The sequence below is a fragment of the Nitrospirillum guaranorum genome, from assembly GCF_034653275.1.
Lineage (GTDB): Bacteria > Pseudomonadota > Alphaproteobacteria > Azospirillales > Azospirillaceae > Nitrospirillum.
Genome location: NZ_JAYEES010000001.1, coordinates 1,141,541 through 1,165,074, shown reverse-complemented (window position 1 = coordinate 1,165,074; position 23,534 = coordinate 1,141,541). Strand labels below are relative to the sequence as shown.

Here is a 23,534-nt window from a genome sequence, read left to right as displayed (position 1 = left end):
GGCTACTCGCCGATCTTACGCAAGATCAGGTCATGAAGCGCGGACCCGGGCTGGCTCAGCCGGGTCCCGGCGCGGGTGACCAAACCCAGGGTGCGGCTGAGCTCAGGGTCGCGCATTGGTATGCCCACCAGCGCCGGATAGGCGTTGTTGGCCAGGGCCAGGGCGGGGAGCACGGCCACGCCCAGCCCGGCCGACACGAGGCCCAGCGCCCCGGCGACGTGGTTGGCCTCGTAATGGATGGTCGGCCGCCGCGGCAGGCCGGCCAGCACGTTTTCAATCAGGATGCGGTTGCCGCTGTTCAATGAGACGGCGATCAGCCGTTCCGCCTCCAGGCCGTCCCAGCGGGCCGCCGTCGCCGCCGCCAGGGGATGGTCGCGGCGCACCGCCAGCACATAGGGTTCGCTGCGGATGGGGGTGAAGTCGACCTCAGCGTTCTGGGCGCCCAGGAAACTGATCCCGATATCGGCCTCGCCCTCCATCACGGCATCCAGCACCTTGCCGGCGCTTTCATCGATGATGCGGATCCGCACCCCCGGATGGGTTTGGGCGTAAAGACGCAGAATGTCGGGCAGCACGTGGTTGGCCACCGACGGCACGCAGGCCACGGTCACCAGTTGCTTGGCCCGGCTGGCGCGTTCCACCATGCTGGCCCGGGCGAGCTCCAGCTCTTCCAGGATGACGACGGCGTGGTTCAGGAACTGGCGGCCAGCCTCCGTCAAGTCCACCTTGCGCGTCGTCCGCTCCAGCAGGCGCATGTCCAACGCCGCCTCCAGCTTCTCCACCCGCCGGCTCAGCGCCGGCTGGGATAGGTGCAGCCTGTCCGCCGCCGCGCGGAAGTTCAACGTCTGCGCCACCGTGACGAAGGCCAGCACCTCCCCAAATTCAAAGTCCAACCGCATGCCGCGCGCTCCAATTGATGCGCCATCATTATTAATTGAGAAGATAAATGCAATTCATGTTCGGTCGTCGGCGTTCCACAATGACCGCGACATAAAAACCGGAGGAGACGGTGATGACCGGAAGTGTCCCGCGTTCCGCGGGCGGCGTCATGTCGCGCGTGGTCGCCCTGCTGCTGGCGCTGTCGCCGCTGCCGGCCAGCGCCGCGGAACTGCACGTCGCCAGTTCGGGGGGCTTCGCCGCCGCGTACAAGGCGCTGGCGCCCGAGTTCGAGAAACGCACCGGGCATACGCTGGTGTCCGTGTGGGGCCCGTCCATGGGCGACACGCCGGAGGCCATCCCCAATCGGCTGCGGCACCATCAGGATATCGATGTCGTCATCATGGTGGGGGACAGCCTTGAGACGCTGGTGCGGGCCGGGCAGGTGATGGATCTGGACCACAGGGTCCTGGCCCTGTCCAAGATCGGCTTGGCCGTGAAGGCCGGCGCCCCCCATCCGGACATCTCCACCGTCGCCGCTTTGAAGAAGGTGCTGCTGGACGCCAAGTCGGTCGCCTATTCGGACAGCGCCAGCGGCGTTTTCCTGTCCACGCTCCTGTTCCAGCGCCTGGGCATCGCCGACGCCATGAAGGACAAGGCGCGCATGATCCCGGCGGAACCGGTCGGCGCCGTGGTCGCGCGCGGCGAGGCGGAGATCGGTTTCCAGCAGATCAGCGAATTGTTGCCGCTGTCTGGCATCGACATCGTTGGCCCCCTGCCTGACGAGGCGCAGAAGGTGACGCCGTTTTCCATCGGCATTGTCGCCGGAACGCGGGAGACGCGGGCGGCCGAGGACTTGATCGCGTTCCTGTCCTCGCCCGACGCGGCGTCGCTGATCATCAAATCCGGGCTGGTGCCCGCCCCCGCAGCCCCCCGCTGAGGATCGCCCCCTATGCCGAGTTCCAATGCCAAGCAGCCGTCCAGGCTGGCCACGGTGCTGCGTGTGACAAGTGGCAACTTCCTGGAGATGTTCGATTTCTTCCTCTACGGTTTCTACGCGCCCTACATCGCCAGCACCTTCTTCCCCAGCGGCGACGACACCGCGTCGCTGATGCTGACCTTCGCCACCTTCGGCGCCGGATTCCTGATGCGGCCGGTCGGCGCCGTCATCCTGGGCAGCTATATCGACAGGATCGGGCGCCGCAAGGGTCTGGTGCTGACCCTGGCCATCATGGCGCTGGGCACGGTGCTGATCGCCTTCGTGCCCGGGTACGCCAGCATCGGGCTGCTGGCCCCCGCCCTGGTGCTGATCGGTCGCCTGTTGCAGGGCTTTTCCGCCGGGGTGGAGATGGGCGGCGTCTCGGTCTACCTGTCGGAAATGGCCACGCCGGGTCGCAAGGGCTTTTACGTCAGCTGGCAATCCGCCAGCCAGCAAGCGGCCATCATGGCCGCCGCCCTCATCGGCTATGGCTTGAGCCGGATTTTGACGCCGCAGCAAATCCACGACTGGGCTTGGCGCATCCCCTTCTTCATCGGCTGCCTGATCGTGCCGGTGATCTTCGTCATCCGCCGCTCGCTGGAGGAGACGGCGGAATTCCAGCACCGGCGGCATCGCCCCACCTTCCGGGAAATCGTCCGGTCCATCGCCGCGAACTGGCGGCTGGTGCTGGCCGGCATGATGATGGTGGTGATGACGACGGTGTCCTTCTACCTCATCACCGTCTACGCGCCGACCTATGGCAAAAGCGTGCTGAAGCTCGATGCCGGGCAAAGCCTGCTGCTCACCTTTTGCGTCGGCCTGTCCAATTTCATCTGGCTGCCGGTGATGGGGGCGCTGTCCGACAAGGTGGGCCGCCGGCCCCTGCTGACGGCCTTCACCCTACTGGCCATGCTGACGGCCTATCCGATGCTGAGCTGGCTGGTTCATGATGTCAGCTTCGGCACCATGCTGGTGGCTGAGCTGTGGCTGTCCTTCCTGTACGCCAGCTACAACGCGGCGGCCCTGGTGACCCTGACGGAGGTGATGCCCCCGGAGGTGCGGACGGTCGGATTCTCCCTGGCCTACAGCCTGGCCACGGCGCTGTTCGGCGGCTTCACGCCGCTGGTCTCGACTTGGCTGATCGACCTGACGGACGACAAGGCGGCACCCGGCCTGTGGATGGCCGCCGCCGCGCTGTGCGGCTTGCTGTCCGTCCTCATGGTTTACCGGCGTGACCCGTCGACCGCGCGGATGCTGGCGGATACGCCATGATGTTAATACCTTGGATGAAGGCGTCCGACGTTCCGGACCAGGCCGGCCGCCGTTGACACAGCCAAGCCACTGGACATCCGGTGGCGGGGCGGTAGAAGATGGAGCAGGCACGCGCCCGGCGACAGGGCCGGCCATATTTTGAGGGTGGAGCTGGCGGCAAAGACCGGCCCACCCGTACTCAACTTCGGGGAGTAGCGCACAATGACCTTCACCCACGGAATCCATCGACGATCCCGTTCGCGGGGCGAGCGCCCTGCCGCACCCGGCCTGTCCGGTGCCAGGGAGGCATGCGCATATAGTTGACCTGTCAACGGTCGGCCATCGCGCCCTTGAACGCCCCATACCCATCATGACCGTCTGCGCCGATGGAAGCGGCGCGGCATCGTTTGCCGTCGGCTGTGCCCACGCCCCGCCGGCCCTCAAGGAACGATGCCGCACATCCAGCGCTTCCGTCGACGGCCGGCGCACCTCCCCGGGCCAGGCAGGCCGGGACGGCGCCGGGCCACCCGCCAGCGGTTTCGCGGATCGAAAGGTAGAATATTTCCATGAGCAGCACCGTCACGACGTCCCTCACCGGCGCGCCCACCACCAACCAGGCCCTGCTGGACTGGGTTGACGAGGTCGTCGCCCATTGCCAGCCGGCGGCCGTCCATTGGTGCGACGGCAGCCAGGAGGAATATGACCGGCTGTGCGAAGAGATGGTGGCCCAGGGCACCTTCATCCGCCTGAACCCGGCCAAGCGGGCCAATTCCTTCCTCTGCCGGTCCGACGCCGGCGACGTCGCCCGGGTGGAGGATCGCACCTTCATCTGCACCCCGACGGCGGAAGAGGCCGGCCCGACCAACAACTGGGCCGATCCGGATGAGATGCGCCAGACGCTGCGGGGCCTGTTCAAGGGCAGCATGCGCGGCCGCACCCTCTACGTGGTGCCCTTCAGCATGGGGCCCCTCGGTTCCCCCATCTCTCACATCGGCGTGCAGCTGTCCGACAGCCCTTATGTCGCCGTGAACATGCGCATCATGACCCGCATGGGCGAGGCGGTGCTGCGCCAGCTGGGCGATGGCGACTTCGTGAAGTGCCTGCATTCCGTGGGCGCCCCCCTGACGGCCGGCCAGAAGGACGTGGCCTGGCCCTGCAATGCCAAGCACAAGTACATCGTCCACTTCCCCGAGACGCATGAGATCATCAGCTTCGGCTCCGGCTATGGCGGCAACGCCCTGCTGGGCAAGAAGTGCTTCGCGCTGCGCATCGCGTCATCCCTGGGGCGCGAGGAGGGCTGGCTGGCTGAGCACATGCTGATCCTGGGCGTGGAAAGCCCGGAGGGCGAGAAGACCTACGTCGCCGCCGCCTTCCCCTCGGCGTGCGGCAAGACCAACTTCGCTATGATGGTGCCGCCGGCCGCCTTCGACGGCTGGAAGGTACGCACCATCGGCGACGACATCGCCTGGATCAAGCCGTCGCCGGACGGCACCCTGCGTGCCATCAACCCGGAGGCGGGCTTCTTCGGCGTGGCGCCGGGCACCAGCCTGAAGTCCAACCCCAACGCCCTGCTGACCCTGCACGCTAATGTCATCTTCACCAACTGCGCCCTGACCGATGACGGCGATGTGTGGTGGGAGGGCCTGACCGAGACGCCGCCGGCCCACCTGATCGACTGGGAGGGCAAGGACTGGACGCCCGCCAGCGGCCGCAAGGCGGCGCACCCCAACGCCCGCTTCACCGCCCCGGCCAGCCAGTGCCCCAGCATCGACCCGGCCTGGGAAGATCCCGCCGGCGTGCCCATCAGCGCCTTCATCTTCGGCGGCCGCCTGTCGCGCACCTTCCCGCTGGTGTTCGAAACCCGCGGCTGGAACGAGGGCGTGTACTGGGCGGCCACCCTGGGCTCGGAGGCGACCGCCGCCGCCGTGGGCCAGGCCGCCATCCGCCGCGATCCCTTCGCCATGCTGCCGTTCTGCGGCTACAACATGGCGGAGTACTGGCGCCACTGGCTGGACATGGGCAACAAGATCAACGACCTGCCGCGCATCTACCGCGTCAACTGGTTCCGCAAGGACCAGGACGGCAAGTTCGCCTGGCCGGGCTTCGGCGACAACATGCGCGTGCTGAAGTGGATCGTGGACCGTGTGCGTGGCCGCAGCCCGCAGACGGAAGAGAACCTGTTCGGCCTGACGCCGCGCTATGAGGATCTGACCTGGACCGGCCTGGACTTCGGTCGCGACCAGTTCGACGCCGTCATGGCGGTGGACGAGGTGGAGGCCGAGACGGAACTGCGCGATCAGTCCGAACTGTTCGGCCGTTTCGGCGGCGACACGCCCCAGGAACTGATCGATCAGCAGGACGCCCTGCTGGACCGCCTGGCGCAGAACCGCGAAGCGGCCTGAGAACGGCGCCCGGCAGGTGAGGGCGGGCGCATGGACGAAGCCCCGGATGGTCCGCCATCCGGGGCTTTTTACTGACTGCCAGCCTTTGGGGCTCCTGTGCCTCCGGGGCTCAGTAGCCCTTGGCCCAGTAGACGAAGGCCACCGTGTTCCAGCTGGCCGGGCCATTGGGGCGGCCACCGGCGTCCTGGCCGCCGATGACGAAGCCGGTCAGGCTGGGATCGTCGAAGGGGATCTTCACCACGGTGGAGGGGGCGAAGCCGCCGCCCGGATCATAGGACATGGTGATGCTGACCTGGCGGCCGTTGCCGGGCGGGATCACCACCTGGCCCACCAGCTTGTTGTCCTGGGCGCCGGTGCCGTTCCAGGTGATGGGCGCCTGGCCCGTGACCTCGACCACGATGCGCTGGGCCCAGTAGGCGGAGTTGGTGAAACCGTTGATCTTGATGGTGGTGCCGTCCGGCACGGGGAAGGTGGCGGTGTTGTACATGCTCTTCTCCAGGGCTGGCGCGACAACCTACGCGCGCATAGACGATGTTCCTCCTAATACATCGTTTTGCGTGAGCTTCCCACAAAAATAGATTGCTCAGGTTGTGGCGCTTCCGCCTGCCCCCGAAAGGGAAGGGCCGGCCGTCGGCACCGGTTCAGCCGCCGGCGCCATGGCCGCCAAGCTGGCGGCGTAGCGGCGGCACACGACCAGCGCCAGCAGGATGCAGGCGCCCAGCATGGCGGGCACGGTCAGCAGCAGGGACATATCCAGCCGGCTTTCGTCGCGCAGCACCTTGTCCGTCACCAGGGCCACCACCGACGGGCCCGCGCCCAGGCCCAGCAGGGTGGCGATCAGTGCCGCCACGGCATGCTGAAAGCCACGCAGGCGGTTGGGGGTGATCTCCTGCAAGGCCGGGGGGCTGGAGCCGATGGCCAGCGTCATGCAGCCGATCAAGGGCCCCAACCACGCCAGCGCGCCGTCGCCGTCCGGCGCGCGCAGGGCGGGATAGAGCAGCAGGCAGGACGCGCCGGCGCCCATGACCATCACGGCCAGGCGCCCCTGGGCCAGGCCCCGGCGGCGCAGTAGATCGCCCAGGATGCCGGCCAGCAAGGCGCCACCGGCGCCGAACACCATCAGGCGCCAGCCCATGCCCTGGCCGATATCCAGCGGCTTCATGTGATGGATGCGGGCCAGCAGATGGGGCAGCCAGGCGCCCAGGCTGTACAGCGCCATGGCGGCGAAGGTGCCGGCCAGGTTGACCAGCAGGGCATTGACGCCATGGGCGCGGTAATAGGCCCGCACCTCGGCCCAATCGGGCGCGGTGTGGGCCCCGGCCCCCGTCCGCACCGGTTCCCGCACGCTGGCGACCCACAGCGCCATCAGCAGGCCGATGGGCCCCAGCATTAGGAACACAACCTGCCAGCCGCGCAGGTCGCCCAGCAGGGGCAGCACCACGTCTGGCGGCAGATGGTGCAGCACCAGCCCGCCCAGGATCAGGGCCAGCCCGGCCCCCACATAGGGGCCCATGTTATACAGCCCGATGGCCAGGCCCAGCCGGCGGCCGTGGAACAGGTCACCGATCAGGGAGTAGGCCGACGGGACCATGGCCGCCTCGCCAAAGCCCACACCCACGCGGGCCAGGAACAGGGCAGGGAAGGACCGCGCCAGGCCGCAGGCGGCGGTGAACAGGCTCCAGGCCGCGACGCCGGCGGCCAGCACCGCCGTGCGCCGACGCCGATCGACCAGGCGGCCAATGGGCAGGCCGCCAACGGCCAGGAACAGGGCGAAGGACAGGCCCTGCAGCAGACTGAGCTGCAGGTCGCTCAAGCCCAGATCTGCCTTCATCGGCACCGCCAGCAGGGTCAGGATCTGGCGGTCTATGAAGGCCAGCACATAGGCCAGCACCAGCACCACCAAGACATAGACGGAATAAGCCACAGGATTTCCCCACAGTTCCTGGTCCGGCGCCGGCTCTTTGTCCCCAACCCGGCGCCGGATCTTCTCACGGAAGTATACACATCCTTGTAGTCACTTACTTGTAGTCACTTAAGAGTGTGGTGGCGGTACCATCCTCACCGCTGCCGTGCCGGGCGAAATGCGTTAGAATGGAACGAAACCTTGGCAGGGAAGGGAGGGGCGGCATGACCCATCGCACCGCCGACTTGGTCGATGCCTATGAGGACAGCCTGCAAAGCTGTGAGATCCAGTTCCGCTCCTTCGGGGCGCGGGCGTCCTTCCACGGGCCCATCCGCACCGTGCGCTGCCATGAGGACAACGCCCTGCTGAAGCACACGCTGTCCGAGGCGGGCGAGGGCGCCGTGCTGGTGGTGGACGGCCACGGCTCGCTGCGGACCGCCCTGGTGGGCGACGTCATCGCCGGCCTGGCGTTCAAGCACGGCTGGGCCGGCCTGGTGCTGTGGGGCGCCGTGCGTGACAGCGTAGCCCTGGCCCATATCGACCTGGGCATCAAGGCGCTGGGCACCAACCCGAAGAAAAGCGCCAAGACCGGCGCCGGCCAGGTGGACGCGCCGCTGTCGTTCGGCGGCGCGCAGTTCACGCCCGGCGCCTGGCTCTACGCCGATGAGGACGGCATCGTCGTCAGCGCTGCGCGCTTGTGAAGCCATCAGACACCGGCTCACCCCGGCAGCGGAATGAATTCCTTGTCGTCCAGATCCGGCAGCTTCATGCGGCCGGCACGCCAGTCGGCCTTGGCCTGCTCGATCCGCTCCTTGCGGGAGGAGACGAAGTTCCAGTCGATGTAGCGGTCGCCCAGCGGCTCGCCGCCCAGCAGCATGACCACGGCGGGGGTGACGGCGGTGAACAGCACCGGTTGGCCGGGGGTGAACACCAGCATGTGGCCGGCCTCCACCGTCCTGCCGTCCACCTCCACCGAGCCGACGGCGACATAGGCCGCGCGCTCCGGATACTCGGCCGGCAGCTGCGCCTTGGTGCCGGGCTGCAGCACCCAGTGCACGTAGAACAGGGGGGAGTGGGTCTTGACCTTGGCCTTGGCGCCGAAGGCCTCACCCGCCACCAGCCGGGCCCACAGGCCGCCATGCTCATAGGTCGGCAGGTCATCCACGCCGTGGTGGTGGAAGCTGGGGGCGGTCTCCTCGTCCGCCTCGGGCAGGGCCACCCAGGCCTGGATGCCGTGCAGGGCGCCGCCCTCGGCCCGCGCCTTCTCGAAGCGTTCGGAATGGGTGATGCCGCTGCCGGCGGTCATCCAGTTGACTTCGCCCGGCCGTATGGCCTGTTCGGAGCCGACGCTGTCGCGGTGCATGATCTCACCATCGAACAGGTATGTGACGGTGGACAGGCCGATGTGCGGGTGCGGGCGCACGTCCCGCTCCAGCGGGATGCCCTTCGGGAAGTCCACCGGGCCCATGTGGTCGAAGAAGACGAAGGGGCCGACATGGCGGCGCTGGGCCACGGGCAGGATGCGCCCGACCTCGAACCCGCCCAAATCACGCCGCCGCTGGTCGATGACGAGTTCGATCATGATGCCTTTCCCCCTGAATGCCGTGGCCCCGGATATCGTGGCCTCGGATATCGTGGCGGAAAAGGATGCCAAGGACCGGGGCGCGGATCAACCGCGCCCCGCGCAACATGTCAAAGCAGGTGGCGCAACAGGGCGGTGGCCGCCACGCCGACGATGACGGTGGGCAGCATGGAGAAGCGGCAGGCCATGGCCAAGGTCACCGCCAGGCCCAGCAAGTCCGCCGGATTGGTGGTGGTGAAGGCCGGGGCGATGACGGAGATCAGCACGGCGCCCGGCACCGCCTCCAGCACCGCGGTGGCGCGGGGGCTGAGAGCGCGCTTGCGCAGCACCAGGTACCCTGTGACGCGGGTGGCGTACGTCACCGCCATCATGGACAGGATGGCCAGCAGCGACGGGACATCCAAGGCGACATAGCGGGAGAAATCGTTCACGGCGCGGCCTCCGGCGTTTCGGTGCCGGCGACGAAATAGGCGACGGCCAGGCCGGCCAGCGTGCCGGCCGGCACATACCAGGCGCCGGGCACCGCCAGATGGGTCAGGGCGGCCACGCCCAGGCTGACCGGCCAGGGCAGGGCGCGGCGCCAGCCCTTCCACATGCCCCGGATCAGCACCAGGAAGACGGCGGTGAAGGCCATGTCGAAGCCATAGGCGTGCGGGTCGCCCAGCACCGGGCCCACCACGGCACCCAGCACCGTGACCGCCACCCAGGCGACGTAGAGGGAAACGGCCAGGCCGGCGTAGTAGGGCAGGCTGATGCCCGGCCGGCCGGTGACGGCCATGCGGCGGCGGGCGTCGTCCATGCCCAGGGCCCAGGTCTCATCCGCCATGACGAACAGCACCAGGGCCGCCTGCCAGGGGCGCAGGCGCCGCAGATGGGGGGCGAAGGACGCCCCCATCAGCAGGTGGCGGCAGTTGACCAGCAGGGTCATGCCGGCGATCAGCGCGATCTGCGGCGGGCTGCGCCACAGCTCGATGGCCACGAACTCCGACCCGCCGGCGAAGTTCAGGCCGCACATCAGCGCCACTTCCAGCGGGCTCAGGCCCTTCATCGCGGCCTGGGAGCCCAGCACCAGGGCGAAGGGCGCCACGCCCAGCAGGATGGGCGCCATGGCGGCAAGGCCCCGGCGGAACTCAGCCCATACCGACCGGCCGGGCTCCCGCTCGTCCGGGGCGATATCGTCGGGCACGGCGGTGGCGGTCATGGATGGTCCGTTGGTCAGGGCGGGCCAAGGGCGGGGCCACAGGGAAGCAAGACGCGCATGGTAGGCGAATGGTGCGCGTGGGGAATTGCATAGTCCGTGCCCTTGCCCCGCCAATTTGGCATCCTGCCGCCCACGCGCCGCCCCCGTGATACGGGCAAACCTTCGGGGGCGCCAATAACGTGGCCAATAACGCGGAGGACGCAAGGAATGCTGACAGTGGACATGGCCGACCTGCCCGCCCTGGTGGGGCGGGATCTGGGTTACTCCGACTGGGTGGTGGTGGATCAGGACCGCATCAACGGTTTCGCCGACGCCACCGGCGACCATCAGTGGATCCATGTCGACGTGCCACGCGCCACGGCGGCGCTGGGGGGAACCATCGCCCATGGTTTCCTCACCCTGTCGCTTCTGGCTGCCTTCAGCTACCAGACGCTGGAGGTGCGTGACGCCGGCAAGGGCGTGAACTATGGCTTCAACAAAATCCGCTTCCTGGCGCCGGTGCCGGCCGGGTCGCGCCTGCGCAGCCGCCAGACCCTTGAGTCGGTTGAGGAAAAGGGCGGTGGCTGGTTGTTGACCCGCACCGTCATCATTGAAATCGAAGGCCAGGAAAAGCCCGCGCTTTTGGCCGAATGGCTGACCGCCGTCTATCCCTGAAGGCTAAGTGATCAATTCTTCGTTTGGGCGGCACGGCGAGTATATGCCGCCCATCGATTCCCCTATCCATTTTAAAATACCCATGCGCCGCGAAGGGATTAAGCATATAGAGCTGCGATTATTGCCAAATTCCGGCCATATTACGGGGTTGAACTCTGGTCGGTAACAGGCAGGCGCATCGTTTCATGTGATGCCCGCCGTACGCGGATACGGAGGAATAACCATGAATACCCGTCTTCTTCTGAGCAGCGTGGCTTTCGCCAGCCTTCTGGCCGGTGCGGCGTGCGCCCAGTCCGAAACCACCACCTCGCGCACCACGACGACCACCGCCGTTCCGGCGGCCCAGTCGCGCACCACCACCACGGAAACCACCACGCAGCAGCCCCCGGCCCCGGATGCGGCCATGCCCGGCACCACCCAGTCGACGGAGACCTACAGCTCCCAGTCCGGCTCCGACGATGATCGCACGGCCAAGTCGAAGACCACCACCACCACGTACCCGGACGGCAGCAAGTCCACGCGCAGCAAGAGCAAGGTGGAAACCCCGGACGGCAGCACCGTGGAACATCAATCGACCCAGACCGATGGCTACGGTAATTCCACCAGCACCTCCACGACGACCAGCACGCCGCGCTGACGCCTAATGGGGTGCGGCCTGCACCCGTAATAGCGTCCCAGGATAGCGCGCTGAATAAAGAAGGGTGGGATGTCCCGGCGGGACATTCTGCCTTTCTTTATTTGTTTATATTGAAAATATACTCCCAATATACGTTGATTTTGATAGTATTCTGGCAAATTTATTCCCTCGATCTGCCGAAATCCAGCCATATTCAAAGATAAATTTTGAATCCGTAGCAAGGCGGGCGCGATGACTTCAATGGATGACACCCGCCACGACTCAATGGAGGAATAATCATGAACACCCGTCTTCTTCTGAGCGGCGCGGCCCTGGCCAGTCTGCTGGCCAGCGCGGCCTGCGCCCAGTCCGAAACGACCACGACCCGCACCGTCACCACCAGCGCGGCGCCGGTGGCCCAGTCTCGCACCACCACCACCGAAACCACCACGGTGCAGCCGCCCGCGCCCGACATGATGGCGCCCGGCAGCACCCAGTCGACCGAAACCTCCTACAGCTCGGTCACCGGCTCGGATGACGATCGCGTCACCAAGTCCCGCACCACGACCACGACCTACCCGGATGGCACCAAGACCACGCGCAGCCACAGCAAGGTGGAGACGCCGGACGGCAGCGTGGTGGAACGCCAGGCGACCCAGACGGACGGGTACGGCAACACCAGCACCACGACCACCACCACCAGCACGCCGCGCTAAGCGCCGCTGGTATCCACCGATCCTTGCGGTCGGTGAACGCAGGGCGGGATGTCCCCGGGACGTCCCGCCCTTTCTTATGGATATGCTATTGAAAAAACTCGCGTAAACTCAGGAAACGTTGGGATAGTTTATGGTGCTATTTTCATCTTCAATTGAACGACCAATATTTTAAATGTTTGGCCATTGTGGCCTTAGACCTAGGCATATTGAATCCATTTCCTTGCCAAATTACCGCCATCATTGGGTAATGAACTGGCATCCGTAGCAAGGGCAGGCGCGGAAACTTGAAAGCGCTTGCCGCACTGCGATACGGAGGAACACCATGAATACCCGTCTTCTCCTGAGCGGCGTGGCTGTCGCCGCCCTGCTGGCCGGCGCCGCCAACGCGCAGTTGATCGGCGGCCATGCCACCGGTGCCGTCACCGGCGGCGTCAACAGCACCCTGACCACCGCCGCCGGCGCCAACCTGGGCGCCCGGCAGGACGCGATGGCCGGCTTGAACACCCAGGCCGCCACGCATGCCGCCAGTGGCACCGCCGCCACCGCCGGCCGGGTGACGGACAGCGCCGCCGTGACCGCGCAGAACAGCGCCAACACCGCGACCGATGCCGCCAAGGCGAACGCCAACGCCGCCGGTAATACCGCCGCCAGCGCCGCGGCCACCACCCAGGACGTGGAGAACGGCACCACCGCCGGCGCGATGGGCGTGACCAATGGCACCGCCGCCGGTACCACCCAGACTTCCGGCAGTACCAGCACCACGGCCGTGGGCGCCACGAAGGCTCCGACGCCGCTGAACGGCGCCGCCGACATGTCGACCGGCAGCACCGGCGGCGCCGGCGTCTCGGCCGGCAAGTCTGGCGTGTCCGCCGGCGATCATGCCAAGGTGCAGACTCAGGACAGCGTGTCCGCCGGCGGCGCTTCGGCCAAGGTGAACGCCTCGACCGGCACGTCGACCAGCACCGGCGTGACGCCGCGCTAGGCCCTAGCGGCGCTTAATGACGATAGGCGGGACAGCCGAAGGGCCGTCCCGCCTTTTTTATTCAACTGAAGACGATGGTCTTCTGCCCGGTCACCAGGATGCGGCGCTCAATGTGCCAGCGGACGGCGCGGGCCAGGACGGCGCACTCGATGTCGCGGCCGATGTCCACCAGATCCTCCGGCGTCTGGGTGTGGTCCACCCGCTCGATGCCTTGCTCGATGATGGGGCCTTCGTCCAGGTCGGTCGTCACGTAGTGGGCGGTGGCGCCGATCAGCTTCACGCCACGGGCATGGGCCTGGTGATAGGGCTTGGCGCCCTTGAAGCTGGGCAGGAAGGAATGGTGGATGTTGATGCAGCGGCCCGCCAACTGGCCACAGAGGTCGGCCGACAGGATTTGCATGTAGCGGGCCAGCACCACCAGATCGGCGCCGGCCTGGTTCACCACGTCCATGAAAGCGGCCTCCTGCGCCGCCTTGTCCCCCTTGACGGGCAGGTGGTGATAGGGAACGCCGCTCCATTCCACGAAGGACCGCATGTCGTCGTGGTTGGAGATGACGGCCGGGATGTCGATGGGCAGGGAGCCGGAGCGGGCGCGGTGCAGCAGGTCGTACAGACAATGGCCGAACTTGGACACGGCGATCACCACCTTGGGCTTCACCGTCATATCCACCAGCTGCCAGTCCATGCGGAAGCGGCGGGCGATCAACTGAAAGCCCTGGCGCAGGCTGTCCAGGTCGGGAAAGCCCGGTCCGTCCGGCCGGAAGGCCGTGCGCATGGAGAAGCTGTTGGTCAGCTGGTCGTTGAAATGGTTGGATTCGGTGATCGAGGCGTCATTGTCGGCCAGATAGCTGGAGACGGCGGCCACCACACCCTTCACGTCGGGGCAGGTCAGGACCAGGACGTAGGGGCTGTGGGGGGCGGGGGGCGGCTGCGACGTCACGGCGAACGATTCCTCAAGGCATGCGGGTGTTATTTGGAAGGAAGTTGCCCGGGTCTAGCATAAACCAAGGGCGTGTCACAGCCCTGGGCGCGTGCATGCCGGCCATCCGCGCGGGGCCGGTTCAGGCCCGTTCCGTGAGATCCTGGGCGATCTGCCGGGCGGTGGCTTGCACCATGCCTATGGCTTCCGCCAAGGAACGGACCAGGGGCGTATGCTGCATGAAAGGCACGGTCAGGGCCGCCACCGCCGCCCCGGTGCCGCCGATGACGGGGGCGGACAGGTCCGTGACACCCAGGGCGTAATCGCTGGTGGCCTGGGCATACCCCTGGGTGCGCACGGCGTCGGCGCGGGCGACGAATGGCGCCACCCGGTCCGGCCCCACGGCGCGTTCCAGCATGGCGCGCCACAGGACCTGGGTGTGCGGCGGCTGGAAGGCGTAGAGCACCATGCCGGACGTGGCCTCCACCAGGCTGCGGTGATAGCCGGGACGGACGGAGAAGCCCAGATGGCCAGGGTTCTCGATGCGCGCCACCACCACCATCTGGTCGTCCGAGGCCACCGCCAAATGGCAGGACTGGCCGATGGCCAGCGCCAGCTCGCGCATCCGGGGCAGGGCCGCCTCCAGCAGGGTGCGCACCGATGCCCGGGCCATGCCCAAGGTGAACAGCTTGTTGGTCAGCTCATAGCCATCGGCCGTCGCCGCCGGCGCGATGTAGCCCCGGAACTCCAGCACCTGGATCATGCGGAACAACTCGCTGACCGAGCGGCCCAGCCGCGCGGAGATTTGCGACGGTGTCATGGGCGCGCCGTGACTGGCCATCAACTCCAGGATGTCCAAACCCTTCTCCAGGGCGGGCGCCCGGTACTTGCGCACGGCGTCCCCCGCGCCATCGCCGGTCAAGCCGTCGGTGGCGTCGAGGTCGGGCACGGTATCATCGGGAAGGGTGGTCATGGATAATCCGGCCTGGACCTGAGGGCTGGGGGAGCGGCTCTCCGGCTATGCCATCAGGGCGCCCGCCGGGCAAGAGATGGCGTGAGGCGCCTTGACTTACGGTAAGGGGACGATGATTTTATATGCGGAAGGCGATTTCGTATATGAATGGAAAGTCGCCCCGCTCCGGGAAGGCCCCAATGGACGCATCCTCTTCCTTCACCCCGACATGCCCGCCCTTGCCCCCGCTGGGTTTCGGCGCGGCCGCCATTGGCAATCTGTACCAACGGGTGGAGGAAGGGGCGGCCCGCGCCGCCGTCGCGGCGGCGGTGGATTCCGGCATCCGCTATATCGACACCGCGCCGCACTATGGCTTCGGCCTCAGCGAGAGCCGCCTGGGCGCCGCGCTGGCGGAGCTGGACCCCGGTGAGGAACTGCTGGTTTCCACCAAGGTGGGCCGCGTGCTGGTCCCGGTCGGCGCCGGCGCGGGACAGGTGAGGCATGGCTTCGCCGACGCCGCCCCCTATGAACCGGTGTTCGACTACAGCTATGACGGCGTCATGCGGTCCTACGCCGAAAGCCGGCGGCGGCTGAGGCGGAAGCGTATCGACCTGCTGCTGGCCCATGACCTGGGCACCATGACCCATGGTGACGGCCACGCCACGCATTTCCGCCGTTTCCTGGAGGGCGGCTACCGCGCGATGCGGGAGTTGCGGGAGCAGGGGGCGGTGAGCGCCATCGGCCTGGGCGTCAACGAGTGGCAGGTGTGCCTGGAGGCGATGGGCCATGCCGACTTCGACGTCGTTCTGTTGGCCGGCCGCTACACGCTGCTGGAGCAGACGGCGCTGGACGCCTTCTTCCCCGCCTGCGCCGCGCGCGGGGTGAGGGTCATCGTCGGCGGCCCCTACAATTCCGGCATCCTGGTGAACGGTACCCGGGGCGCCGCGCCGCTGTACTACAATTATGAACCGGCGCCGGCCCCCGTCATCGACCGCGTGCGCCGGCTGGAGGCGGCCTGCGACCGCTTCGACGTGCCCCTGGCCGCCGCCGCCTTGCAGTTTCCCCTGGCCCATCCGGTGGTGGCCAGCGTCATCCCCGGCATGGCGGACGCGGCGCAGGTGGCCCAAACCCGGGCCTTGATGGACACCGTCATTCCGCCGGAGTTGTGGCGGGCCCTACGCGCCGACGGCTTGCTGCACCCGGACGCCCCCGTTCCCACCCCCAACGCGACGAAGGCCGCATGAGCACGCCCATCTCCCCCCTCATCCTGCTGCATCCGGATGACAACGTGCTGGTCGTCCGCGCCGCCATCCGCGCCGGCGACGCCCTGGACATCGATGGCGCCCCTGTCACCGCCGTCCAGGACGTGACCGTGGGCCACAAGCTGGCCCGCCGCGCCCTGGCGCCAGGGGACAAGGTGCTGAAATACGGTGCGCCCATCGGCTCCATGACCGCCGCGGTGGATATCGGCGGCCATGTCCACATGCACAACATGAAAAGCGACTACATCGCTAGCCATACCCGGCAAGTCGTTGGAGGCCATTGAAATGCGCGGTTTCTTGAGAAGCGATGGCCGCAAGGGCATCCGCAACGTCGTGGTCGTGGCCTATCTGGTGGAATGCGCCCACCATGTGGCCCGCCGCATCGTCACCCTCAGCGATGACATGGACGTGCAGCTGATCGGCTTCCCCGGCTGCTATCCCAACAGCTACGCCTTCCAGATCATGAGCAAGCTGTGCACCCACCCCAACGTGGGTGGCGTGCTGCTGCTGTCCCTGGGGTGCGAGAGCTTCAACCGCGAGGCGCTGCGCCAGGCGGTGGCGGCCAGCGGCCGGCCGGTGGAAACCCTGGTCATCCAGCAGGCCGGCGGCACCAAGGCCACCATCGAGGCCGGGCGCGCCGCGGTGGCCCGCCTGAAGGCCATCGCCGGCCAGACCCCGGTGGTGCCCATGGCCCGGCATGAGCTGGTGGTGGGCACCATCTGCGGCGGGTCCGACGGCACCAGCGGCATCACCGCCAACCCGGCCGTGGGCCGCTGCTTCGACTGGCTGGTCGAGGCCGGCGCCACCTGCATCTTCGAGGAGACGGGCGAACTGGTGGGCTGTGAGCGCATCATGTCCGACCGCGCCGTGACGCCGGAACTGGGGGCGGAGATCGAGGCCTGCGTGCAGAAGGCGGAGCGCTACTACACCATCATGGGCTTCGGCAGTTTCGCCCCCGGCAACGCCGAGGGCGGCCTGACCACCCAGGAGGAAAAGTCCATGGGCGCCTATTCCAAGTCCGGCTCCTCCCCCATCAGCGGCCTGATCAAGCCGGGCGACATCCCGCCCACGGGCGGCCTGTACCTGATGGACGTGGTACCGGATGGGGAACCGCGCTTCGGCTTCCCCAACATTTCCGACAACGCGGAGATCGTGGAACTGATCGCGTCGGGCAGCCACGTGATCCTATTCACCACCGGACGCGGCTCGGTCGTCGGTTCCGCCATCTCCCCCGTCATCAAGGTCTGCGCCAACCCGGAGACCTACGCCCGCCTGTCGGAGGATATGGACGTGAACGCCGGCCGCATCCTGGAGGGCAAGGCCACGCTGGATGAGGTGGGGGCCGAGATCCTGGGCCTGGTCGAGGCGGCGGCGGCGGGCGAGCGCACCGTGTCCGAGGCCCTGGGCCACCAGGAATTCATCCTGACCTACAAATCGTTCGAGCCGGTGGGCCCCGCCTGCCTGCCCACGCGGGCCGCTTAAGGGAGATTACTATGGGACGTCTCGAAGGCAAAACGGCGCTGGTGACGGCGGCGGCGCAAGGCATCGGCCGCGCGGCGGCGGAATTGTTCGCGCGTGAGGGCGCCACCGTCCACGCCACCGACATCAACACCGACAAGCTGGCCGAGATGGCGGGCTGCCGTCCCCATCGGCTGGACGTGCGCAGCGACGCGGACGTGGCCGCCATAGCGGCGGAGGTCGGGCCCATCGACGTGTTGTTCAACTGCGCCGGCTTCGTCCATGCCGGCACCATTCTGGAGTGCGACGCGGCCGCCTGGGACTTTTCCTGGGACCTGAACGTCAGCGCCATGTACCGCACCATCCGCGCCTTCCTGCCCGGCATGCTCGAGGCGGGCAGGGGCAGCATCGTCAACATGTCGTCGGTCGCCAGTTCCATCAAGGGCGTACCCAACCGCTTCGCCTATGGCGCCACCAAAGCCGCCGTCATCGGCCTGACCAAGGCCGTCGCGGCCGACTTCGTGGGCCGGGGCGTGCGTTGCAACGCCATCTGCCCCGGCACGGTGCACACCCCCTCGCTGGATGAACGCCTGGCCGCCACCGGCGATTATGCCGCCGCACAGGCCGCCTTCGTCGCCCGCCAGCCCATGGGCCGCCTGGGCCGGGCGGAGGAGATCGCGGAACTGGCGCTCTACCTCGCCAGCGACGCCTCCTCCTTCACCACCGGTGCCATCCACGTCATCGACGGTGGCTGGACGGCCTGAGAAGTTCATCAAATGGCCCTCACTCGCCGGGCGCCGGCATGCGCTGGCCTCCGCCACTGGTAGTACGCCTATCTAAGCCGGAAATCGGGCCCTGTTCCGCCGCTGGTCGCAATGGCCGGCCGGCGGCGGCGGTGGCACGATCCGGCCATGCCGCCCCGCCTCAGCTTCGTCAAACCCGCCCTTATCGCCTTTGCCCTGGTTGGCTGCCTCGCCGGCTGCGCCACGCTGCCCTCGGCCGATCCCGACATCGCCCGGGCGCTGGCCACGGCGGACGCGACCAGCCGGCTGGATCTGCTGCGCCGGCAGGGGGAGATCATCGGCGGCGCGCCCTTCGTCGGCGGCAACAGCGTCACCCTGCTGCGCAGCGGCACCGAGACCTATGCCGCCATGGACGCCGCCATAGACGGCGCCCGCATCCGCATCGACATGGAAAGCTATGAGTTCGACGGGGTCGAGGGCTCCCGCTTCGCCGAACGGCTGGTGGCCAAGCGGGCGCAGGGGGTTGAGGTCAACCTGATCTACGACGCCTGGGGCTCGCAGGACACGCCCAAGGAGGTGTTCGAGCGCCTGCGCCAGGGTGGGGTGAACCTGCTGGTCTTCAACCCGGTCGATCCCGGCACGCTGCTGACCCTGGATGTCAACCGCCGCGACCATCGCAAGCTGCTGATCGTGGACGACGCCGTCGCCATCGTGGGTGGCGTGAACATCAGCGAGGTTTACGACCGCCGCCATCACGTCGGCGCGGGGGCGGAGAACCAGGACCCGGAACAGCGCCCCTGGCGCGATACCGACGTGCGCATCGCCGGCCCGGTGGTGGCGGAGTTCCAGCGCCTGTACGCGGACACCTGGGAACAGCAGCGCCAGGCCCAGGGGCCCGACACCGCCCCGGCCCTGAACACGCCGCCGCCAACCCCGCGCACCCGGCCGGGCGACATCGTCCTGCAGGCCTTGAGCGGAGCGCCGACGGAGGGGCGGCCACTGATCTACCGCAGCCTGCTGGTGGCCATCACGTTGGCGCGCAGGTCCATCCACCTCACCACCGGTTATTTCGTGCCGACGCCGGACTTGGCGCGGGCGTTGATCCAGGCGGCGGGGCGGGGTGTGGACGTCACGGTGCTGGTGCCGGGGCCCAGCGACAGCCCCCTGTCGGTCATGGCCGGGCGCGGCTATTACAGCGATCTGCTGGCCGCCGGCGTGCACATTTACGAGTACGCGGACGCCATCCTGCACGCCAAGACCGCCGTCATCGATGGCGACTGGTCAACCGTCGGTTCCTCCAACCTCGATTGGCGCAGCGTGGCCTTCAACAACGAGATCAACGCCGTGGTCCTGGGCGCCGGATTCGGACAGGAGATGGAGGCCATGTTCCAGCATGACCTGACCCACGCCCGCGCCATAGAACCCGAGGCCTGGCGCCATCGCGGCCTGGACGAGCGTCTGGGCGAGTGGGGTGCCCGGCTGGTGGAGGAAGTTCTTTAAAGACGATAGAAGCGCCGCGCCGTGCCCTCGAACACCGCCTCATGCGCCCCGGCCGGCACCAGATCGCGCGCCATGGCCAGCCAGCCGGCGTAGTCGCCCGCCAGGTTCAGCACCGGCCAGTCGCTGCCCCACATCAGGCGGTCCGGGCCGAAGGCATCCAGCAGGACGTCCACATAGGGCTTCAGGGCGTCCGCGGTCGTTCGGTCGCCAGCCTCGGTCAGCAGGCCGGACAGCTTGGCATGGACCTGGGGCAGGGTGGCCAGGTCGCGCATGCGGGCGGCCCAATCGTCGATCTCCCCCCGGGCGATGTAGGGTTTGGCGCCGTGGTCGATCACCATGGCCAAGTCCGGGTGCCGGCGGGCGAAGTCCAGCAGGGCGGGCAGGTGGGGCGGCAGGACCAGGGCGTCGAAGCCCAGCCCATGGGCCACCATGGCCCGGGCGGCGGCGTCGACGGTCGCATCGGCGATCCAATCCACGGGCAGGGACTGCAGCATGGGGCGCAGGCCGCGCATCTTGGGCCGGGCGGCCAAGGCGGCGATGCGCGCCGCCGCCGCCGCCTTCAGATCGGCCCAGCCCACCACGCCCAGGACGAAGGGCTGGCGCGCCGCTTCCTCCAGCAGGAAGTCGGTGTCCTCATCACAGGGCTGGGACTGCACCAGCACGCTGCCGGTGATGCCCACGGGGGCGGCCAGGGCTTCCAGGTCCGCCACCTCATGGTCGCGGTGGATCACGGCCAGGTCGGGCGTGGGCCAGCTGTGCCCGTGCCGCCCCAAACGCCAGATGTGCTGGTGGGCGTCGATCATGGCGGGCGCCTCAGTGCGTGGCCACGACCTTCAGGCGCTCATCACGCTCACCCGCCGGCGCCGCGCGCCCCGCCAGGCTGAAGGCGCCGACGACGGCGAAGCACACCCCCGGCACCACCATGGCGACGGCGATGTTGGCCATGTCCGACACACGGCCCATGACCACGGGGATGGCGGCACCGCCGATAATGGCCATGACCAGCCAGGAGGACCCCAGCTTGGTCAGCGGCCCCAGGCCGCGCAGCGACAGGGCGAAGATGGTGGGGAACATGATGGACATGAAGAAGCTGGTGGCGATCATGGCGCCCAGCCCCAGCCAGCCGCCGCCAAACGCCCCCACCAGGCACAACACGACGTTGACGACGGCGAACACGCCCATCAGCCGTTCCGCGGGCACGCGGCCCATCAGGGCGGTGCCGGTGAAGCGCCCGGCCATGAAGGCCACCAGGGACAGGGTGAGGTAGGCGGCGGCCGTCTTCTCCCCCGTACCCGGCAGGGCGTGCTGGGAATAGCGGATCAGGAAGCTCCACACCCCCACCTGGGCGCCGACGTAGAAAAATTGCGCCACCACGCCGAATAGGAAATGTCGGTGGCCCAGCAGGCGGCGGAAGCCGCCCCCATCACCGGCCGCCGCCGCGTCCACTCGTTCCTCCGGCCCGTCGGTCAGGGTGGGGAAGCGCACGGCGACCACCACCACGGCCCACAGCAGGACCAGCAGGCCCAGCACCAGGTATGAGGACTGGGCCGCCATGGCCTCGGTATCCCGGAACCGGGCCAGCGCCTCGGGCGACAGCGCCGCCAGCTGCTCCGGCGTGTATTCCACGCCGGACAGGATGAACTGCCGCCCCACCAGGACGCCCGCGACGGAGCCCAGGGGATTGAAGGCCTGGGCCAGGTTCAGCCGCCGCTCCGCCCCCGCCGGATCGCCCAGCACGGTCATCAGCGGGTTGGCGGAGGTTTCCAGGAAGGCGAGGCCGCTGGCGATGACGAACAGGGCGCCCAGGAAGGCGCTGTAGGCCCGCAGTTCGGCCGCCGGATAGAACAGCAGCGCGCCGATGCCATAGAGCGCGAGGCCCAGGACGATGGCCGCCTTGTAGCCGTAACGCCGGGCGAACAGGGCCGCCGGCATGGCGCAGAAGAAATAACCCAGGTAGAAGGCGGACTGCACCAGGCCCGACTGCCAATCCTTGAGGTCGAAGGCCTTGCGGAACTGCGCGATCAGCACGTCGTTCAGGTTGTTGGCCACGCCCCACAGGAAAAACAGGCTGACGATCAGGGCGATGGGGATCGCCCATTTCGGCTGTGCGGCTTGGTGCTGATGCGGATGCGCGCGGCCGTCCGACATGTCCCCTCCCAGGGTGTTCTTTTGGCCGGCGTGCGGCCCGGCTGGCTCTCAGCACATCAAATATGAATTTATACGTCAAATATAAAAACGCCGGTCAACCACCTTATCACGGGGCGCCGGCTTGGGGCCTAGCGCGCCGCATGGCAGGGTTCGGAAGGCGGGCGCGTCCGGGGGATTGGCGGCGCAGGGCGCTGCGGCTAATGTCCCGCCACTTCTTGGAACCGCTGGCGGAGGATCAGGTCATGGCGCACATCATCGACGGCAAGGCGTTCGCCGCGGCCTTGCGGGAACGCATCGGCGCCAAGGTCGCCGACCTCACCGCCCGCCACGGGCTGAAGCCCGGCCTGGCCGTGGTGCTGGTGGGCGAGGACCCGGCCAGCCAGGTCTATGTCCGCAACAAGGGCGAGCAGACCCACGCCGCCGGCATGCACTCCGTCACCCACCGGCTGGAGGCCAGCACCACGCAGGAAGACCTGCTGGCCCTGGTGCACAGCCTGAACGCCGATCCCGCCATCCACGGCATCCTGGTGCAGCTGCCCCTGCCGGCCCATATCGACAGCAACGCCGTGTTGGCCGCCATCGACCCCAACAAGGACGTGGACGGCTTCCACGTGGTCAATGCCGGACGCCTGGCGGTGGGGCTGCCCGGCATGGTGCCCTGCACCCCGCTGGGCTGCCTGATGCTGCTGAAGGACCATCTGGGCAGCCTGAAGGGCAAGCATGCCGTGGTGGTGGGCCGGTCCAACATCGTGGGCAAGCCCATGGCCCAACTGCTGCTGCAGGCCGACTGCACCGTCACCATCGCCCACAGCCGCACCGCCGACCTTCCGGCCCTGTGCCGCACCGCCGATATCCTGGTGGCCGCCGTCGGCCGGCCGGAGATGGTGAAGGGCGATTGGGTGAAGCCCGGCGCGGTGGTCATCGACGTGGGCATCAACCGCGTGCCCGCCCGCGACGCGCAAGCCGCCGCCGGCAAGACCCGCCTGGTGGGCGACGTCGCCTATGACGAGGCAGCATCCGTGGCCGGCGCCATCACCCCCGTGCCGGGTGGCGTGGGGCCCATGACTATCGCCGTGCTGCTGCTGAACACCCTGACCGCCGCCTGCCGCAGCCGCGGGCTGGAGGCGGAGGTGGCGGAGTTCGCCTAAGCGCTTGCCCTTTCAAGCCCCTGGCTGGATGCTGTCGATGCGGCATCTGGTCATAGGCTTTTTCATGCGCGATGACTGGCGCAAGGGGTGGTTCGGTCCCCAACGTGGCGCCCTCTCCGTTCGAGGCCTTAAGGCAAGCCCCTCAGGCTGGAAAGGCTGGGTGCTCTATATCGGGTTTTTTCCGGTGCACCTGGCGTTGCTTGGCACAGCCACGCTTCTTCACAGCGCTTGGCCTATATATG

Annotated in this window: 24 protein-coding genes; 14 read left to right on the top strand and 10 right to left on the bottom strand. The window is 67.9% G+C overall.

The features are described 5' to 3' along the window. Positions 1 to 2: 2 nt before the first annotated feature. Complete coding sequence (locus UAJ10_RS04725) at positions 3 to 899, bottom strand: LysR family transcriptional regulator (protein ID WP_322914207.1); 897 nt, start codon at positions 897 to 899, stop codon at positions 3 to 5. A 113-nt stretch (positions 900 to 1,012) separates the two neighbouring features. Here UAJ10_RS04725 and UAJ10_RS04720 point away from each other — a divergent pair, with 113 nt between their 5' ends. The 3 genes from UAJ10_RS04720 (at position 1,013) to UAJ10_RS04710 (ending at position 5,508) form a co-directional block, all read left to right on the top strand. Beyond that, positions 1,013 to 1,816: a substrate-binding domain-containing protein gene (locus UAJ10_RS04720; RefSeq protein WP_322914206.1), complete on the top strand. Its 804-nt coding sequence runs from the start codon at positions 1,013 to 1,015 to the stop codon at positions 1,814 to 1,816. 12 nt (positions 1,817 to 1,828) lie between these two features. Beyond that, positions 1,829 to 3,127 (top strand): MFS transporter, encoded by a 1,299-nt coding sequence (gene tcuC / locus UAJ10_RS04715; protein WP_322914205.1) that lies wholly within the window; start codon positions 1,829 to 1,831, stop codon positions 3,125 to 3,127. Between the two features lie 545 nt (positions 3,128 to 3,672). Then, positions 3,673 to 5,508 carry a phosphoenolpyruvate carboxykinase (GTP) gene (locus UAJ10_RS04710; RefSeq protein WP_322914204.1) on the top strand — a complete coding sequence of 612 codons (1,836 nt, stop codon included), beginning with the start codon at positions 3,673 to 3,675 and terminating at the stop codon, positions 5,506 to 5,508. Positions 5,509 to 5,617: 109 nt separating this feature from the next. Here the strand turns inward: UAJ10_RS04710 and UAJ10_RS04705 are convergent, their stop codons facing one another. Continuing rightward, complete coding sequence (locus tag UAJ10_RS04705) at positions 5,618 to 5,995, bottom strand: SRPBCC family protein (RefSeq protein ID WP_322914203.1); 378 nt, start codon at positions 5,993 to 5,995, stop codon at positions 5,618 to 5,620. Between the two features lie 96 nt (positions 5,996 to 6,091). Then, a complete protein-coding gene (locus UAJ10_RS04700; RefSeq protein ID WP_322914202.1) occupies positions 6,092 to 7,432 on the bottom strand; it encodes an MFS transporter in 1,341 nt (446 codons plus the stop codon). Between the two features lie 203 nt (positions 7,433 to 7,635). Here UAJ10_RS04700 and rraA point away from each other — a divergent pair, with 203 nt between their 5' ends. Beyond that, on the top strand, positions 7,636 to 8,112 hold the full coding sequence (rraA, locus tag UAJ10_RS04695) for a ribonuclease E activity regulator RraA (protein ID WP_322914201.1): 477 nt from the start codon (positions 7,636 to 7,638) through the stop codon (positions 8,110 to 8,112). 17 nt (positions 8,113 to 8,129) lie between these two features. On the opposite strand, the gene UAJ10_RS04690 is transcribed toward rraA, so the two are convergent. The 3 genes from UAJ10_RS04690 to UAJ10_RS04680 all read right to left on the bottom strand — a co-directional run bounded on the left by UAJ10_RS04690 (position 8,130) and on the right by UAJ10_RS04680 (position 10,194). Beyond that, complete coding sequence (locus tag UAJ10_RS04690; protein ID WP_322914200.1) at positions 8,130 to 8,993, bottom strand: pirin family protein; 864 nt, start codon at positions 8,991 to 8,993, stop codon at positions 8,130 to 8,132. 110 nt (positions 8,994 to 9,103) lie between these two features. Beyond that, positions 9,104 to 9,424 (bottom strand): AzlD family protein, encoded by a 321-nt coding sequence (locus UAJ10_RS04685; protein WP_322914199.1) that lies wholly within the window; start codon positions 9,422 to 9,424, stop codon positions 9,104 to 9,106. Then, positions 9,421 to 10,194 (bottom strand): AzlC family ABC transporter permease, encoded by a 774-nt coding sequence (locus UAJ10_RS04680; RefSeq protein ID WP_322914198.1) that lies wholly within the window; start codon positions 10,192 to 10,194, stop codon positions 9,421 to 9,423. The genes UAJ10_RS04685 and UAJ10_RS04680 overlap by 4 nt, the downstream gene beginning before the upstream one ends. Positions 10,195 to 10,401: 207 nt before the next feature. Between UAJ10_RS04680 and UAJ10_RS04675 the strand changes: the two genes are divergently transcribed. The 4 genes from UAJ10_RS04675 to UAJ10_RS04660 all read left to right on the top strand — a co-directional run bounded on the left by UAJ10_RS04675 (position 10,402) and on the right by UAJ10_RS04660 (position 13,162). Then, complete coding sequence (locus tag UAJ10_RS04675) at positions 10,402 to 10,848, top strand: MaoC family dehydratase (protein ID WP_322914197.1); 447 nt, start codon at positions 10,402 to 10,404, stop codon at positions 10,846 to 10,848. Between the two features lie 223 nt (positions 10,849 to 11,071). Beyond that, complete coding sequence (locus tag UAJ10_RS04670) at positions 11,072 to 11,485, top strand: hypothetical protein (protein ID WP_322914196.1); 414 nt, start codon at positions 11,072 to 11,074, stop codon at positions 11,483 to 11,485. A 278-nt stretch (positions 11,486 to 11,763) separates the two neighbouring features. After that, positions 11,764 to 12,180, top strand: a complete 417-nt coding sequence (locus UAJ10_RS04665; RefSeq protein ID WP_322914195.1) for a hypothetical protein — start codon at positions 11,764 to 11,766, stop codon at positions 12,178 to 12,180. A 322-nt stretch (positions 12,181 to 12,502) separates the two neighbouring features. Beyond that, positions 12,503 to 13,162, top strand: a complete 660-nt coding sequence (locus tag UAJ10_RS04660; protein ID WP_322914194.1) for a hypothetical protein — start codon at positions 12,503 to 12,505, stop codon at positions 13,160 to 13,162. Positions 13,163 to 13,223: 61 nt separating this feature from the next. Here the strand turns inward: UAJ10_RS04660 and purU are convergent, their stop codons facing one another. Beyond that, positions 13,224 to 14,102: a formyltetrahydrofolate deformylase gene (purU, locus tag UAJ10_RS04655; protein WP_322914193.1), complete on the bottom strand. Its 879-nt coding sequence runs from the start codon at positions 14,100 to 14,102 to the stop codon at positions 13,224 to 13,226. A 121-nt stretch (positions 14,103 to 14,223) separates the two neighbouring features. Next, on the bottom strand, positions 14,224 to 15,054 hold the full coding sequence (locus UAJ10_RS04650; protein ID WP_322914192.1) for an IclR family transcriptional regulator: 831 nt from the start codon (positions 15,052 to 15,054) through the stop codon (positions 14,224 to 14,226). A gap of 179 nt (positions 15,055 to 15,233) precedes the next feature. Here UAJ10_RS04650 and UAJ10_RS04645 point away from each other — a divergent pair, with 179 nt between their 5' ends. The 5 genes from UAJ10_RS04645 to UAJ10_RS04625 all read left to right on the top strand — a co-directional run bounded on the left by UAJ10_RS04645 (position 15,234) and on the right by UAJ10_RS04625 (position 19,996). After that, positions 15,234 to 16,277: an aldo/keto reductase gene (locus tag UAJ10_RS04645; RefSeq protein ID WP_322914191.1), complete on the top strand. Its 1,044-nt coding sequence runs from the start codon at positions 15,234 to 15,236 to the stop codon at positions 16,275 to 16,277. Beyond that, positions 16,274 to 16,579, top strand: coding sequence for a UxaA family hydrolase (locus UAJ10_RS04640; protein ID WP_322914190.1), 306 nt, complete (start codon positions 16,274 to 16,276; stop codon positions 16,577 to 16,579). The genes UAJ10_RS04645 and UAJ10_RS04640 overlap by 4 nt, the downstream gene beginning before the upstream one ends. 1 nt (position 16,580) lies before the next feature. Then, positions 16,581 to 17,777 (top strand): UxaA family hydrolase, encoded by a 1,197-nt coding sequence (locus UAJ10_RS04635; protein ID WP_322914189.1) that lies wholly within the window; start codon positions 16,581 to 16,583, stop codon positions 17,775 to 17,777. An 11-nt stretch (positions 17,778 to 17,788) separates the two neighbouring features. Then, entirely contained in the window at positions 17,789 to 18,517 is a 729-nt protein-coding gene (locus UAJ10_RS04630) for an SDR family oxidoreductase (RefSeq protein ID WP_322914188.1), read from the top strand. Positions 18,518 to 18,664: 147 nt separating this feature from the next. Beyond that, positions 18,665 to 19,996 carry a phospholipase D-like domain-containing protein gene (locus UAJ10_RS04625; RefSeq protein WP_322914187.1) on the top strand — a complete coding sequence of 444 codons (1,332 nt, stop codon included), beginning with the start codon at positions 18,665 to 18,667 and terminating at the stop codon, positions 19,994 to 19,996. Here UAJ10_RS04625 and UAJ10_RS04620 read toward each other — a convergent pair. Next, on the bottom strand, positions 19,993 to 20,799 hold the full coding sequence (locus tag UAJ10_RS04620) for an amidohydrolase family protein (protein ID WP_322914186.1): 807 nt from the start codon (positions 20,797 to 20,799) through the stop codon (positions 19,993 to 19,995). The genes UAJ10_RS04625 and UAJ10_RS04620 overlap by 4 nt on opposite strands. A 10-nt stretch (positions 20,800 to 20,809) precedes the next feature. Continuing rightward, positions 20,810 to 22,144, bottom strand: coding sequence for an L-fucose:H+ symporter permease (fucP, locus tag UAJ10_RS04615; RefSeq protein WP_322914185.1), 1,335 nt, complete (start codon positions 22,142 to 22,144; stop codon positions 20,810 to 20,812). Between the two features lie 200 nt (positions 22,145 to 22,344). Here fucP and folD point away from each other — a divergent pair, with 200 nt between their 5' ends. Then, complete coding sequence (gene folD, locus UAJ10_RS04610; protein WP_416235341.1) at positions 22,345 to 23,292, top strand: bifunctional methylenetetrahydrofolate dehydrogenase/methenyltetrahydrofolate cyclohydrolase FolD; 948 nt, start codon at positions 22,345 to 22,347, stop codon at positions 23,290 to 23,292. Positions 23,293 to 23,534 lie beyond the last annotated feature (242 nt).